The 13,082-nt window shown below is 59.4% G+C and carries 14 protein-coding genes; 6 read left to right on the forward strand and 8 right to left on the reverse strand.

The features are described from left to right. Nucleotides 1-4: 4 nt before the first annotated feature. The 3 genes from CYJ10_RS27260 to CYJ10_RS27275 all read right to left on the reverse strand — a co-directional run bounded on the left by CYJ10_RS27260 (nucleotide 5) and on the right by CYJ10_RS27275 (nucleotide 2,297). The gene (locus tag CYJ10_RS27260; protein ID WP_101684552.1) at nucleotides 5-256 is read right to left on the reverse strand and encodes a DUF4148 domain-containing protein; all 252 of its coding nucleotides are present in this window, start codon (nucleotides 254-256) and stop codon (nucleotides 5-7) included. Between the two features lie 347 nt (nucleotides 257-603). Further along, nucleotides 604-1,125, reverse strand: coding sequence for an RNA polymerase sigma factor (locus tag CYJ10_RS27270; RefSeq protein WP_257993564.1), 522 nt, complete (start codon nucleotides 1,123-1,125; stop codon nucleotides 604-606). A 419-nt stretch (nucleotides 1,126-1,544) separates the two neighbouring features. After that, entirely contained in the window at nucleotides 1,545-2,297 is a 753-nt protein-coding gene (locus CYJ10_RS27275; RefSeq protein ID WP_101684555.1) for an SDR family NAD(P)-dependent oxidoreductase, read from the reverse strand. 120 nt (nucleotides 2,298-2,417) lie between these two features. On the opposite strand from CYJ10_RS27275, the gene CYJ10_RS27280 reads away from it, so the two are divergent. Beyond that, entirely contained in the window at nucleotides 2,418-3,359 is a 942-nt protein-coding gene (locus CYJ10_RS27280) for a LysR family transcriptional regulator (protein ID WP_101684556.1), read from the forward strand. 795 nt (nucleotides 3,360-4,154) lie between these two features. Here the strand turns inward: CYJ10_RS27280 and CYJ10_RS27285 are convergent. The 3 genes from CYJ10_RS27285 to CYJ10_RS27295 form a co-directional block, all read right to left on the reverse strand. Then, nucleotides 4,155-4,622 carry a hypothetical protein gene (locus CYJ10_RS27285; RefSeq protein WP_146002133.1) on the reverse strand — a complete coding sequence of 156 codons (468 nt, stop codon included), beginning with the start codon at nucleotides 4,620-4,622 and terminating at the stop codon, nucleotides 4,155-4,157. 599 nt (nucleotides 4,623-5,221) lie between these two features. Further along, complete coding sequence (locus CYJ10_RS27290) at nucleotides 5,222-5,599, reverse strand: hypothetical protein (RefSeq protein WP_146002134.1); 378 nt, start codon at nucleotides 5,597-5,599, stop codon at nucleotides 5,222-5,224. Nucleotides 5,600-6,344: 745 nt separating this feature from the next. Further along, entirely contained in the window at nucleotides 6,345-6,737 is a 393-nt protein-coding gene (locus tag CYJ10_RS27295; RefSeq protein ID WP_101684559.1) for a RidA family protein, read from the reverse strand. Nucleotides 6,738-6,852: 115 nt separating this feature from the next. Between CYJ10_RS27295 and CYJ10_RS27300 the strand changes: the two genes are divergently transcribed. Beyond that, nucleotides 6,853-7,785 (forward strand): LysR family transcriptional regulator, encoded by a 933-nt coding sequence (locus CYJ10_RS27300; RefSeq protein WP_101684560.1) that lies wholly within the window; start codon nucleotides 6,853-6,855, stop codon nucleotides 7,783-7,785. Between the two features lie 17 nt (nucleotides 7,786-7,802). On the opposite strand, the gene CYJ10_RS27305 is transcribed toward CYJ10_RS27300, so the two are convergent. Then, nucleotides 7,803-8,783, reverse strand: coding sequence for a Bug family tripartite tricarboxylate transporter substrate binding protein (locus CYJ10_RS27305; protein WP_101684561.1), 981 nt, complete (start codon nucleotides 8,781-8,783; stop codon nucleotides 7,803-7,805). A gap of 507 nt (nucleotides 8,784-9,290) precedes the next feature. On the opposite strand from CYJ10_RS27305, the gene CYJ10_RS27310 reads away from it, so the two are divergent. The 4 genes from CYJ10_RS27310 to CYJ10_RS27325 all read left to right on the forward strand — a co-directional run bounded on the left by CYJ10_RS27310 (nucleotide 9,291) and on the right by CYJ10_RS27325 (nucleotide 11,662). Then, a complete protein-coding gene (locus CYJ10_RS27310; protein WP_101684562.1) occupies nucleotides 9,291-9,809 on the forward strand; it encodes a dethiobiotin synthetase in 519 nt (172 codons plus the stop codon). 105 nt (nucleotides 9,810-9,914) lie between these two features. After that, nucleotides 9,915-10,604, forward strand: a complete 690-nt coding sequence (locus CYJ10_RS27315) for an RNA polymerase sigma factor (RefSeq protein ID WP_101684563.1) — start codon at nucleotides 9,915-9,917, stop codon at nucleotides 10,602-10,604. After that, on the forward strand, nucleotides 10,597-11,274 hold the full coding sequence (locus tag CYJ10_RS27320; protein WP_101684564.1) for an anti-sigma factor: 678 nt from the start codon (nucleotides 10,597-10,599) through the stop codon (nucleotides 11,272-11,274). The genes CYJ10_RS27315 and CYJ10_RS27320 overlap by 8 nt, the downstream gene beginning before the upstream one ends. 157 nt (nucleotides 11,275-11,431) lie before the next feature. After that, nucleotides 11,432-11,662: a hypothetical protein gene (locus CYJ10_RS27325; protein ID WP_101684565.1), complete on the forward strand. Its 231-nt coding sequence runs from the start codon at nucleotides 11,432-11,434 to the stop codon at nucleotides 11,660-11,662. A 725-nt stretch (nucleotides 11,663-12,387) separates the two neighbouring features. Here the strand turns inward: CYJ10_RS27325 and CYJ10_RS27330 are convergent. Further along, a complete protein-coding gene (locus CYJ10_RS27330) occupies nucleotides 12,388-12,957 on the reverse strand; it encodes a hypothetical protein (RefSeq protein ID WP_101684566.1) in 570 nt (189 codons plus the stop codon). Nucleotides 12,958-13,082 lie beyond the last annotated feature (125 nt).

Genomic DNA, 13,082 nt, shown 5'->3' on the forward strand with positions numbered 1-13,082 from the left:
CCAGTCACTGTGTAGTCGCAACGTTCTTCGCCTGCTGCTCTGCGAGGCGCGCTTCGGCAGCTTGCAGGTCTGCGGGGTAGTTGCCTTCACGATGCGGATCGTAGCCCAGCGTCTCGAGCGCAGACAGTTCGCGCCGCACCTGTTCCCGGGTCGATACCTGATTGCTGTTCGCTGTATGAGCCTGACAGATTGAAAGGCTGGCGGCGAGGAGGCCAAGGGTGGCGAAAACGTTGCGCAAGGTGTTATTCGTCTTCATGATTGACTCCAGTTATGGATTGGGATCGCAGCACATCGGACTTGACGTGCCTAACACGTAGACGCTGATTCCTGTCGATTTATTCCAGGGATTTGCCTCTGATGACGCCTAAAGGAACGGGCCATGCCCAGCACGGACTTGTCTGCGAAAGCGGGATGGGTTCCCTCAACACGGGTGCGTACGCATCTCGCAATGTCTTCCGGTGTGCGAGATACATGTCCACCCGCGCTGCCACCGGAGGATGGGCGACGAGATATGCGTCGATGTCCTTGCATCGCTCGCCATCGAGCGTGTTGTCCACATACGCGAGACGCTCTTCCTCCTGGATCGGACGACTCTCGTTCATTTCACCCTCCGCAATGCCGCAACGCCGCAATTGGCCCGGCATCCTGACGGGTGCCTCTGACCAGCCGAATCAACCGGTCCCGTGCGCGGGACAGCCGAGACATCACCGTGCCAATTGGAATGTCGAGAGTCTTCGCCACCTCGGCGTACGACATGTCCTCCAACGAGATAAGCAGGAGCACGCTGCGCTGCTCGGGAGAAATGGTGTCCACGGCATCGATCAGATCCTGATAGATCAGACCATCCTCTTGCGTTGCGCACGTCGAGAGAGACTCCGCGACGTCTTCGATGGCGACCTGCCTGTTGCCGGCGCTGGTGTTTTTTCGAAAGGCACTCATGACCAGGTTGTGGAGTATTGCGAATACCCAGCTCCTGGTGTCTGCCGATAAGCGTCGGTCGTCCCAGTGGGTGATCACTCGTTCGAGGCAGTCTTGTACGAGGTCGGCAGCGGCGCCGCGCTCCTTCATCAGCGCTCGGGCGTATCGGCGCAATGCAGGAATCATTGGCTCGACTTGTTGGAGCATCTCGTTCACGGCGAATCCGGAGTGGCCTGCTTCTCAGATACGGCCGCCCCTAAGGTGCGGCCGTATGGTCTCACTTACGCTGTACCTGAACGGGGGCGGCGGCTTTGCCCTCTACGGACGGGGCAATCACCAGGAAGCGCTTAGCGCCCGGCGCGCTATCCGTCTGCACCACCTGGCGGATGGGGAGGTAGACGCGTCAGCCCGTTGGAATATTCCCAACCGCCCAATCAAATTTTGGATCAGGAGCGCTGCCAGCCCACAAAGCCAACTCGCTGACGAGAGTGGCTAATGGCAACGTAAATGTGAGCGAAACGGAAAGGCTACGTACCGTATTTCCATACATCCGACGGATGTGTCCGAGATCCGTCCCGAACGGCGAGCGACCGGCGGCAGTGGCATCGGTCGCTTGCCGCCTTCCGTCAGATTTGCGCTTGGCCACCGTCCGCGAACAGTTCGGCGCCGTTCACGAAGCTCGAATCATCCGAGGCCAGGAAGAGGGCGGCACCGGCAATTTCGTCGGGCTCTCCAACGCGTCCCATCGGGATGCGTGAAGCGAGATAGTCCAGCAGGCCCTGCTGTTGCGTGGCGTCCGGTCCGGCCAGTTCCACGAGGCCGGGAGTACGAGTCGCGCCCGGGCTGAGGGTGTTGACACGAATGCCGCGGTCCTTCAGGTCAAGAATCCAGCTACGCGCGAAAGCCCGGATGGCGGCCTTCGAGGCGGAATAGACGCTGAAGGCCGCGGTCCCTTCAATAGTCGTGGTGGAACCGGCGAGAATCACCGAGGCACCCTTTGCAAGCAGCGGCAGCGCTTTCTGCACGGTGAATAGCGTGCCCTTGACGTTGCGGTCGAAGGTGTCGTGGTAGTGCGCCTCGGTGATATCGCCAAGCGGCAGCATCGTGCCGCCGCCTGCATTGGCGAACAGCACATCGAGCCGGCCCTTTTCGGCGCGGATCTGCTTGTAGAGCTGATCCAGCTCTTCGGGCTTCGACGAGTCCACGCGCACACCGGTGGCGTTGCCAATGGTTGCGACAGCGGCGTCGAGCTCGGCCTGACGGCGGCCAGTGACATATACATGGGCGCCTTCCGCGGCGAAGCGTTTGGCCGTGGCCAGTCCGATGCCGCTCGTGCCACCGGTAACGAGGGCGATCTTGTTGTCGAGTCTGCGGGTCATGGTGATTCTCCTTGCCTGGTTTCGGTTGATTGCGAGTCGCGAGAGGCGATGGAGGAAGCATATCGACGGTCGCTTCTTTTCGAAATAGAATTGATCGAAAACCATCGTTGCAAAAATGAAATGATCAAGTTTCCGGATTTCGAAGGGTTGGCCATGTTTGCCAAGGTGGCGGAGGAAGGGTCATTTGCCGCGGCGGCGCGCGCCATGGGTGTGTCCGTGCCGACGGTGTCGCGTGGCGTTGCCAGGCTGGAGGAGCGGCTTGGCGCGCGGCTTTTCAACCGTACCTCGCGACAACTGGCGTTGACGGAATTCGGCGCGACGATTGCCGAGAAAGCGGGCGAGATCTATCGCCAGGCGGAAGAGGCCGAGAATGTGGCCAGGGAGATGTCGGTCAAGCCTCGGGGTCTCGTGCGGCTTGCAGTGCCGATGTCCTTCGGACTTCGCTGGGTTGCGCCACTGCTACCGGGGTTCTTCCAGGCCTATCCCGAGGTTTCGATTGACCTGCACCTGTCCGATGCCACCGTGGACATCGTCGCCCAGGGGTTCGACGCGGCGTTGCGGATTGCCGCGTTGCCGGACTCGTCGCTGATCGCCAGGCAACTTTGCCCGGTCTCCCAGATCGTTGTAGCGTCACCCGCCTACCTCGAGCGCTGCGGACGCCCGGACCACCCGCGCGATCTTGTCGGCAGACCGTGCCTTTCCTATGCCTACCGGGCGCGCAGCGATGTATGGCGATTCGTCAATGACGCGGGAGAGGAGCACCCGGTGACGCCGGTCGGTCCGCTGCGCGTGACCAACTCGGAGGCGCTGCTGCCCATGCTGCTGGCGGGGCAGGCCATCGCCGAACTGCCGGATTTCATGGCCGGCGAGTATCTGGCCGATGGGAGGCTGGAGCCGATCCTGAAGGGCTGGCATCTCACGCGAGGTGGCTTGTATTTTGTGACACCCTCGGCGCGAGCCCGACCGGCAAAGATCACCGTTCTGGTGGACTATTTTGCCAAACACTTGTCGTTGCCCAATTGGGCGCCGCAGCGCGATGCGGAGCGGCTGGCGCGAGGGTGAAGTACTTTTTTGATGAGAGGCGGTACAGTTCCAACGCTTGATGAGAGCCGCGTGCGAAGGCTCGCTTGTTATCGGCGGTCGCAGAACGACCCACTCCGGTCAGATAAACTTCTCCGAACCGGTCGGTCAGTCAAATCCGGGTTTTGCGAATTGGAGTGCCGATAAGCGGCCGTTGGCGTCCTCACCCCATCGGCCAAGAGCAGCCGTTCGACGCGACGAGCTAAAGCGTTGAAAATGAGCGTTCCAGTGCCCTCAGGTGCACACGCACACTTGTGCGCTCCCGAACGAACAACGACACAGCATGAAGATCTATGCCAAATTTTTTGTGGGAACCACTAGATTTTCTTGACGCTCTTGATATCGTTCCAATCGAGGAAGAGAATGGTATTTCGTATCAGTATCTCGTTTCGAGAGAGACACTATTCCTGAGCCATAACAATATGGCCACTTAACTGCGACGTGGAGCTATTGCTCAAGAGCGAAGGGATAACAGAGCCTCGAGTGCGGCTCAGCTTGTTGGACTGTACGGGGGCTCGCATCGTTCGAGACGACCAAATGAGCAATATATCGAATTTTCTGCAGCAAAACCGTTCGACGGGCGTTACGACCATGCAGATGCGCCGCCCTATGAATTCCGATTGCAAGTCCGGCCTTTTATCCAAGTCACGACTTTTTCGTACCCCGTCTAAAAGAATTTGATCATGGGTCGACCGACTGCATCATCGCATTGAATCCACGCCCCCGAATCTGGATTCTGATTCGCATGCAACCAGCAGCCGGTAAGTTAGACCTGTCTCATTCGAGTTGCGAAAGGAGCCTCCCAGGAAGACGCTCGCGCACCGCATCGATCGTTGCCTCGGCGTCCCCGAACAACGTTGTATTGAGTTCGAGTTTTGCGCCGTCCATGCCAAGAAAATGGTACGAACTGCCCCGGAACGACACGCGGTGTATTTGATCCCAGCCAAGATAAGAATGCTCACAAAGCTTACCGTTGGACAGGACGAATGATTGCCGCACCCCATCGTCACTCACCACAATGGAGCAGAGCGAATATAGTCGCGCGAGCAGCCACGCAAAGACAGCGATGATCGTGCCGCAACTGATTACCGCAACCGGCACATTGCCATTTTGCTGGCTGACTTGCCCCTGCACGGCCCAAATCATCAGCGTGATCACAAGCAGGCATAATCCGCACATAAGCAACCTGAGCCAGGCACGCACATACACCGGAGAGGACTGACCGTCACGAGAAGTACTGTTCATTACGCTACCCTAGCATTGACTACTTGGTCGGTGACGCATGCCGAAGAGGGGTGTCATCACAGCGCCACAACCCAGCGCTTCGCTAAAACCAGCGCGGATGTTTCTCGAAGCGCTTCATCTCCATTCGCACGATGCATTGCAGCCCTTCGATATGTCCGCCTGCTGCCAGTGGTCGGCTTGGCATGCCTCGACCCAAATCTGCGAGAGAGTGTTTAGGTCCTCGGAATTATGGGATAACTGATTCAATACAACCGAATAGAACGTCCATGGCTTATCCCAATCCCGGAACGCGTTTGCTACCTCAATAAGATCGGATCTAGCCATGATGCGAAAACTCGAACAATGAGGAGTTAAGATATCACGTCGGATGTCTGCTTTTGGGCGAGCCGACAGACCGCTATGGGTCGGACTGCGTCAGTCCGCTCATCAATCCCATCGCCGGAAAGCGGCCAGTGGACTTCAGTCGCCCAGAAGCGGCCAGTCAGCAGTGCGTACTCCCGACCCTAAGCGGAAGTAGCCGATTCGAAATCCGCCGACGTAAAGCGGCCATCCCAGCTTGTACGCCACACGGGTCAACTTCCCCACGTGCGAGCGGTCGACTACGCGTCACCACCGCTCGCGGTGAAAGACCGAAGCGTATCCTCTCGGGGCAGTTCTGAGGGCGCATCACCGGCGAGTCCGTAGACTTCGATGCCACTTAGCAAACCAGCGCTCTCATAAATGAAGATTCCTGCTGGCGCATCGTCCGGGCCAAAGAGGAAGTCCCCGAGAACATGCACCCCCGGCGGTGCAGGCTGGTTGCCCTTGATCTGAAAATTGATGCTTGCACAACCGCAGGGGCAGCGCCACGGAGTGACTTCCGCCACCGCGAGTTGTTCGAGAAACTTTCGCGCGTCAGTTTCGCCGTGTTCCAGCATCCAGCGAGCGAGCGACATCTCGGAAGCCAACAGTGGACGGTTTACTTCGAGAGGATTCATGGTTTGAGTACTCGAACGGATGCAAGTCAGTTTAGCAGGCGTGAGCTGGGTAGCCACCTTCGACGGGGACACTGAAAGCGGCCACTCGCAAACGACTCAAACTGGCCGGGTTGAGGCAGCGCCACCGACAATTCGCTCGCCTGAAATCGGTCGTTGAGAGACGACGGACGAGATCTCCGCTATTCGAATTGGATAGCGAGGTTGAGCGACCGCTTGTGGCTGCCGGGAAGGGCCCTTCGATTCACCACGCCGCCCCGCTCCGGAGCTTGCCCAATGGGAACCTGGCGTTTGGCTTCGACGATAAGCCCGAACCACTTCCGCGGCTGGCGCTGATCGCCGGCCTGCCGTCCGCGAGCCATCCCTTTGTACCCACATACTGTGAGACGGGGCGCGTTTTTTACTCGCTAACTGTGAGATTTCGACCCAGGTAGTTTGCGACGGTGCTCAGCAACTCCGTGGTCTGTCTAGGTTGGGCTTCCCATTAACTTTGAGATGGGACAACTGTGCTTGGCACCTTGCTCGGTCCCGATGAAAAGCTCGGGGGGGGGCCATCTGTCAGCGTTTCCCGCCGAGGTATTGACCCGGTCCATCAAGCGGCTCTAGCCGGCACGGCCCGCTATGGGGCCGCTTTCGGCAGATCGGCGACAGCTCGCCGCCGAGAATTCGCCGGTCCGTCCCGGGCGATCGGGTTCTTCCCGGCCAGGAGCGGACAGTAGCAAGTTAGCGTTTCGGCAATGTGCTTAGTTCAATGCGGGATGCGGGCGATGACCTTGATTTCAAAGTCGAAGCCCGCAAGCCAGTTGACGCCGACCGCGGTCCAATTGGGGTAAGGCGCATCGGGGAAGACTTCATCCTTGACAGCCAGCACGGTATCGAACTGAACTTTCGGATCGGTATGAAAAGTGGTGACATCTACAATATCCTCGAATCCGCAGCCGCCAGCCTTGAGGGTCGCTTCGAGATTAGCGAAAGCCAAGCGCACCTGGGCCTCGAACTCCGGCTCCGGCGAGCCGTCGCTGCGACTGCCCACCTGGCCTGACACGAACAGAAGCTGGTCTGACTGGATGGCGGCGGAGTACTTGTGGGTGGCATACAGGTCCTGACGACCGGCGGGAAACACTGCGTTGCGGGGGCTCATTCGAGGCTCCGTGGGTGGGTTGGAGCCCTCACTGTAGCTGTCGACGGTTGCCGGATAAAGCTGCCGTCCCGTGCATCACTATTTGCAGATTCCGAACAATTTCAGGAACGTACCAGTGGACAGACTCGATGGAATGCAAGCGTTCATACGGGTAGCAGAAACAGGAAGCTTCACGAAAGCGGCCGACATCCTGGGAATGAGCAGGGCTACCGTAACGCAGTTGATCCAGCAGCTGGAAGCACGTTTGCAGACCAAGCTCCTGAATCGCACGACTCGCCGGGTGAATGTCACGACCGATGGCGCCGCATACTATGAACGGCTGGTGCGGCTGCTGACGGACCTTGACGACATCGAGGGCAGTCTCCCAAGCAGGTCCACGGCCCCCCGGGGCCGCTTGCGCGTGGATGTGCCGAGTCCCCTGGCCAACGTCATACTGGTCCCGGCGCTGCCCGCGTTCCATGAACGCTTTCCGGACATTCAAATCGAGATGGGAGCCAGCGACCGCAAGGTCAACCTGATTGACGAAAATGTCGATTGCGTCGTGCGTGGCGGCGAGATGCAGGACGGCTGGCTCGTAGCCCGCCATGTGGGTGACCTGAAGCTGGGTGTCTATGCAGCGCCAGCCTACCTGAGCCGCGCAGGCATTCCCATGCATCCTGATCAGTTGCGCGAACCCGGGCACCACATCGTCAGATATGGCTGGGACAGCAACCTGTCCTACGCCATGCGTAGGGGAAGCGAAGTGGTGAACCTGGGCGGTCGTCATATACTCGCGATCGATGACGGAAACGCGTACCTCACTGCCGGCTTGGCCGGCATGGGCGTGCTGTGGTTACCCGAGTACATGGCCAAGCCGCATATCGCCGGCGGAGCACTGACACCCCTATTCGAGGACTGGCAAATGGATGCGATCCCGCTCCACTTGGCCTACCCGCCCAACCGTTACATCGGCAAGCCGTTACGCGTGTTTATCGATTGGATTGTCGAGTTGATGTCCGTACATGGGCCGCGCACCGATAGACATAGGAAAACTCGACCTGCCGACTGAGAGCCTCGCCGCTGCGCTCAATTCAGGCGCACGTTTGCACTTCTGATGATCTTGCCCCACTTTGCGACGTCCGATTGCATCAACGTGGCCAATTGCTTCGGCGTGCTGGCTTCCAGGATGACACCCTGGTCGGCCAGCCGCGCGGCAAGATCCGGGGAGGCAACGGCCTTTTGCACCTGTGTGTTGAGCAACCCGACAATCTCGGCCGGTGTGCCTGCGGGGGCCAGTAACGCGAACCAGTTCTTCATGTCGAACCCGGGAAGTCCGGCTTCGGCCAGTGTCGGAATGTCCGGGCTCATGGGCAGGCGCTTGGCCCCCACGACACCAAGCGCTTTGAGCTTGCCGCTCTTCACCAGCGGCATGGAAGACGGCACGCTATCAAAGAACACCGAGACATTGCCGGCAAGGAGATCGGGCATGACGTTATTGCTGCCCTTATAAGGGACATGCAGCATGTCGGCGCCAGTGGACAACTTGAACATTTCCAGTTCCAGGTGAGACAGAGTGCCGTTTCCCTGTGAAGCGGCGCTGAGCTGTCCGGGCTTGGACTTGGCCAGAGCGACCAGTTCCTTAACCGAATTCGCTGGAATCGAAGGGCTCACGACCAGCATATGGGGCACATGGCCCACAAGCGAGATCGGCGTGAAGCTCTTCAAAGTATCGAAGCCGAGTTTGGTGTATAGGTTGGATGCGATGGCAAGCGAGCCTGACGCCAACAATAGCGTGTAGCCATCCGGCGCCGCCTTCGCAACGATGTCCGATCCAATGGTGCTGCCTGCACCAGGCCGGTTCTCGACCACCACCGGCTGCCCAAGTCCTTCGGACAGCTTCTGCGCAATTGCCCTGCCCAGCACATCAGTGGCACCGGCCGGCGGAAAAGGTACCACCAGCCTGATCGTCTTGGATGGATATGTCTGCGCCAGTGCGCAGCCAGTGCCAAATGCCAGTACGCCAACCGACAGCGCCAAGGCTGCCAAACGCGCAATCTTTTTCTTCATCAAACGCTCCCCGAAAGATCAGACGCCAATGAGTCTGTAATCAATATGCAGTGGCGGATCAGGGAGCAATGTCCGTGCCAGCTTTAACCGTTAGCCTAAAGTTGCGTTGACCGGTTCAATCCCCAGCCGGCCTCGGCCCTCGGTCCAACTGGGCGGTGGTTTGCAGGCGCCGAAGGCGACTTCCGATCCCAAGCGGAACATCGATTCCCCAAGGTGAACGGCGGAATAGTGTCCAACTTCGGACTCTCGATTTCGTACGAGTTTGCGGGTCCTTTTTCACGAGTCCCAAGAGATAGCGTCCCAATCGTCCTTCGAGAGCATCAATGGTTGGTCATCCCGCACCAGCCTGCGATGCAAGCTGAGTTTGCGCGAATAACTTCCCTCGGGCTGCGGTTGTACAGGTGCGAGCACGCAATGGCGGACGCACTCCGCGTTCCGGTGCTGCCCTCGTGGCCTCCTGCCAGCGGCTGGCGGCTTGCTGCATGAACCCCTGACGGAGTCCCCATCATGATTTCCAGCTTCCCGAGATCGGAAAAGCGCCTACCGCGCCTGTACCTTGCCAGCCCGCTTTTCATACTGGCTGCAGTGGCATTGACCGGCTGCGCGAGCCCGAATTGGCGATCCGTGGTGCCAGGCGAGAACGCGGCCGAGCTTCGGGCCACGCTCGGCGCGCCGCGTGAGATCTACCTACTTCCCGATGGCTCCCGGCGCTGGTTCTATCCGGCGCCTGGGCAGACCAGGTGGGCCGCCGACATCGATCACAGCGGGCTGGTCGTCAGCGTCCGGCAGATGCTGAGCGCGGAGGAGTTCGGTCGGGCCAGGATTGGCGAATGGACCACGCGCGATGTCCTGACTCGCTTTGGGACGCCTGACGAGACGAGTCACTTTCCGCTCATGCACCGTGAGGTCTGGAGCTACCGGTTTGCGCAGGACAGCATGGCGTTTGCGACCATGCACTTCTACTTTGATCCTGCCGGCGTCCTGCGCCTCACTCAGGTCATTCCCGACTTCCTGATGGACGCGTAGGCAGCGCCTATACGCGGTATGCGCCTCTTGTTGGTGTGGTGAACATCGAGGTGAGTGGCGTATACCGTTTGGTGTCGCGTTCTATTCCCGGGATCGCGAACTCGGATGAGATTCGCAATCCCGGGAATAAATCTCGGTGTCAGCCGGTTCTACACAGGCCAGGAACAGGAGAGCACCGTGATCGCAACCGATAAGTCCAGCCGCTTCGAGGAGGTGGCGTTGCCGCATATCGATGCTGCCTACAATCTGGCGCGCTGGCTGAGCGGCAGCGCAAGCGATGCGGACGACATCGTGCAGGACGCCTACCTGCGGGCATTTCGTTTCTTTGACAGTTTCCACGGCGATAGCGCGCGCGCGTGGCTCCTGGCTATTGTCAGGAACACGTGGTTCACCGAATGGCGCAGACGGCGCGAGGCCGCCGATAGCACATCCTACGACGACACGCTGCATGGCGATGAGCGACTGCCGGGATGGATCGACGATGTTGGCTGCAACCCGGAAGTGCTCGCCATGCGCAATGACGATGTGCATCTGGTTCACCGTGCGCTCGAGCGGCTGCCATCCTTCTATCGCGAAGTGCTTGTCCTACGCGAGCTTGAGGATATGAGCTATCGCGATATTGGCATCGTTGTCGACATTCCGATCGGTACCGTAATGTCGCGTCTGGCGCGCGCACGTCATCTGCTCTGTGCAGCGGTACGCGCCGAGCAGGCCAGGATGCGCGACAGTGCCGCCGACAATGCGCCTCGCTATGCGCCGGTGCAGGATCTTTCGATGGGAGCGAATCATGAATGACGGAGCAATGGAAAAGTCGTTGCATGACATGCTGCGCGACGGGTCGCTCTATCACCGAGCGCCGCCGCATTTGCTGGCGCGCGTGCGGACCGGACTGCCGCGTGAGCCGCAGCCTCGCATGGCTCGCTATACATGGCTCGCGTTGTCCTCGGGCGGCGCGCTCGCGTGGGCAGGCGGCGGTCTCGCGGGGATCGTGTTCTCGGCCATGGTCTTCGGCGCATTCACCCTGGTGCGGCCGCCGCAAGGCGATGCACTGGAGCAGGCCATCGTATCGAGCCACGTCCGCGCGCTGCTGTCGCAGCACTCGATCGATGTCGTTTCCACCGACCAGCACACAGTCAAGCCTTGGTTCAATGGGCGGCTCAACTATGCGCCGCCGGTCACTGATCTCGAAGCGAAGGGCTATCCGTTGGCTGGGGGGCGGGTGGACTATATCGACCGCCGCATCGTTGGCGTACTGATCTACCGCTACCAGAAACATCCAATCGATCTCTATATCCTGCCGGCGACAAACGGTGCATCGGCGCCGGAAAGCCACGCCACCGACGGCTACGCGATTGCGCGTTGGCGCCAGGACGGTATGGACTTCTGGGCCATCACCGATGCGGAGCCTGCGCACCTGCACGCCTTTGTGCAAGCGTTCCGGGCTTCCCAAGTCGAGAGGGAATAAACCACGCGTCGCCAGCGTTTTACTGGTGCACGGCACGTTGTTTCACAAGAACCCTGGATCACCACTGAGGCAACGCGTCGGGCAGACCAAGTCCCAGCCTCTGCAGCAGCACGCGTTGTGCCTGGGAATCTGAGCTTAGCCCTATCTGGAGATTGTCATGAAAATTCTGATTCCACTCGCCGCCGCCGGCCTAGCCGCCTTCGCAGCGCAATCTTACGCCTTCGCTGGCCGCACCGAAACGACAACCTGCGCCGACTGCTATACCCACGTTGCCGCGACCCGCGATCCGTTCACCGACGGTGCGAGGACCGGCAAGTTCGATGTCTTCGCGGACGGCGAGAAGGTCACGGACGCCCGCGATCCGTACACGGATGGCGCTCACGCCTGAATCGTGCCGTTGGCATGCCGCCGCACAGCAACCGCTGTTGTCGGTTCCTGTGCGGCGCGCCTCTGGCCCGGCACCATGGTCGGCAGTCAGGAGAAGCGCCGTCATTTGCGCACCAGCGTCTCTATCGAGAATGCGGTACGGTACGCGGAGGATTACGTTGCGGCGAAACACCGGGTACCTGGATGTATGGTGAGAGGATAAACGGGTACTGTGCAGGTCCGTTGACCGGCTGGGCATAGGGAGCGCATCGGACGTGGGCAGTGCGCACTTGCAATGTCGCGTACTGGCTGGGGATTCAACCGGTTAACGGGCTAGCAGCTGAGATGGCGGGCAGTCTCTGACCGACCCTTAGCAGCCTATCGTGACATGCATCTCGATCGACGTCACAAAGCTCCGCAACGGTCTTTCGATAAAGAGCTTTGGGCGTGTCAATTTGGTTGCCAAGGAAATGACGGCATGGGAATCGCGTAAAGTTCGCTCTCAGTGTCCGTTCAACCTTCTATTCGTCCGAAATCAAGAGCTGCACGGTATTCGTTAAAGCTGGGAGCGTTCCATATGTGGCGCGTCGCGACGCGTGCCAGGCTAAGGTTTGCAACGCTAAGGGTAGAGCCCAATCGAGTCGGTAGCCGGCCTAGCTCTAGCCGACCCAAAGCGGCCGTGGATTTTCTCAATTAAGCCGATTAATCGTTATCGAACACTCTATTTTCGAGCATGAATATCTCGATTCAAACGTGGCCCGTTCCCTCGGAGAGCAGCGCTGCAGAATCTTCGAACCATTCGAGAAAATGCTGAATAGCCGTTGTGACATCAAGTAACGAGGTCTGCAACGACATAACCTCGCATACATCGGATGTACGAACAAGAATCTTTACTTGGCGGGACGGTGGACGAAAAATGAAGGACTTGGCATCACGGTCGAACTGTTCCCCCCAATTCGTCAGAAAACTAAAGCGCCCGTAGATGCGCCGGTCGCGCTGGCACTCATCAACAGTGCGGGTGTCATCGATTAGTTGCTCGCCTCGAGCACCGTACAACAACATATCCACTCGGTCGGCTAGTTGTAGATCGCTCAGACCGCTAAGGTCTTCTAGCCAGAGTTCTGGAAGTGACTGCAGTAGTTCCTTGAATCCAAGATACGCTGGAAACAGCGCGCACCTCGGATCCGAGAAATCCCCGAACTGGACGCCTTTGCACCATACGCGCATTCGGCCGTAGACGCCGGAAGGTGGTGTCGGATCGGGCTCAATCATGACCTCGATTGCAAAGTCCAGCCTGCTGCCGAATATCATCTTCAAGAGAGATTGCCGCTAATCGATAGAGTATATCCGGGCGAACCGGACTGTCTGTTATTGGCCGAAACGAGCTCGATCGAGTCGGCGGCCGTCCCGCCGACGGCGACGGGTCGTCGCCGTCCCTGGGG

Origin of the sequence: Cupriavidus pauculus (genome assembly GCF_002858765.1) — a bacterium.
Classification (GTDB): domain Bacteria; phylum Pseudomonadota; class Gammaproteobacteria; order Burkholderiales; family Burkholderiaceae; genus Cupriavidus; species Cupriavidus pauculus_B.

Bases quoted from the DNA above. Each gene is read 5' to 3' on its own strand.
- CYJ10_RS27260 (WP_101684552.1), bottom strand. From the start codon at position 256: ATGAAGACGAATAACACCTTGCGCAACGTTTTCGCCACCCTTGGCCTC.
- CYJ10_RS27270 (WP_257993564.1), bottom strand. From the start codon at position 1,125: ATGCTCCAACAAGTCGAGCCAATGATTCCTGCATTGCGCCGATACGCC.
- CYJ10_RS27275 (WP_101684555.1), bottom strand. From the start codon at position 2,297: ATGACCCGCAGACTCGACAACAAGATCGCCCTCGTTACCGGTGGCACG.
- CYJ10_RS27280 (WP_101684556.1), top strand. From the start codon at position 2,418: ATGATCAAGTTTCCGGATTTCGAAGGGTTGGCCATGTTTGCCAAGGTG.
- CYJ10_RS27285 (WP_146002133.1), bottom strand. From the start codon at position 4,622: ATGAACAGTACTTCTCGTGACGGTCAGTCCTCTCCGGTGTATGTGCGT.
- CYJ10_RS27290 (WP_146002134.1), bottom strand. From the start codon at position 5,599: ATGAATCCTCTCGAAGTAAACCGTCCACTGTTGGCTTCCGAGATGTCG.
- CYJ10_RS27295 (WP_101684559.1), bottom strand. From the start codon at position 6,737: ATGAGCCCCCGCAACGCAGTGTTTCCCGCCGGTCGTCAGGACCTGTAT.
- CYJ10_RS27305 (WP_101684561.1), bottom strand. From the start codon at position 8,783: ATGAAGAAAAAGATTGCGCGTTTGGCAGCCTTGGCGCTGTCGGTTGGC.
- CYJ10_RS27310 (WP_101684562.1), top strand. From the start codon at position 9,291: ATGATTTCCAGCTTCCCGAGATCGGAAAAGCGCCTACCGCGCCTGTAC.
- CYJ10_RS27315 (WP_101684563.1), top strand. From the start codon at position 9,915: ATGAGATTCGCAATCCCGGGAATAAATCTCGGTGTCAGCCGGTTCTAC.
- CYJ10_RS27320 (WP_101684564.1), top strand. From the start codon at position 10,597: ATGAATGACGGAGCAATGGAAAAGTCGTTGCATGACATGCTGCGCGAC.
- CYJ10_RS27325 (WP_101684565.1), top strand. From the start codon at position 11,432: ATGAAAATTCTGATTCCACTCGCCGCCGCCGGCCTAGCCGCCTTCGCA.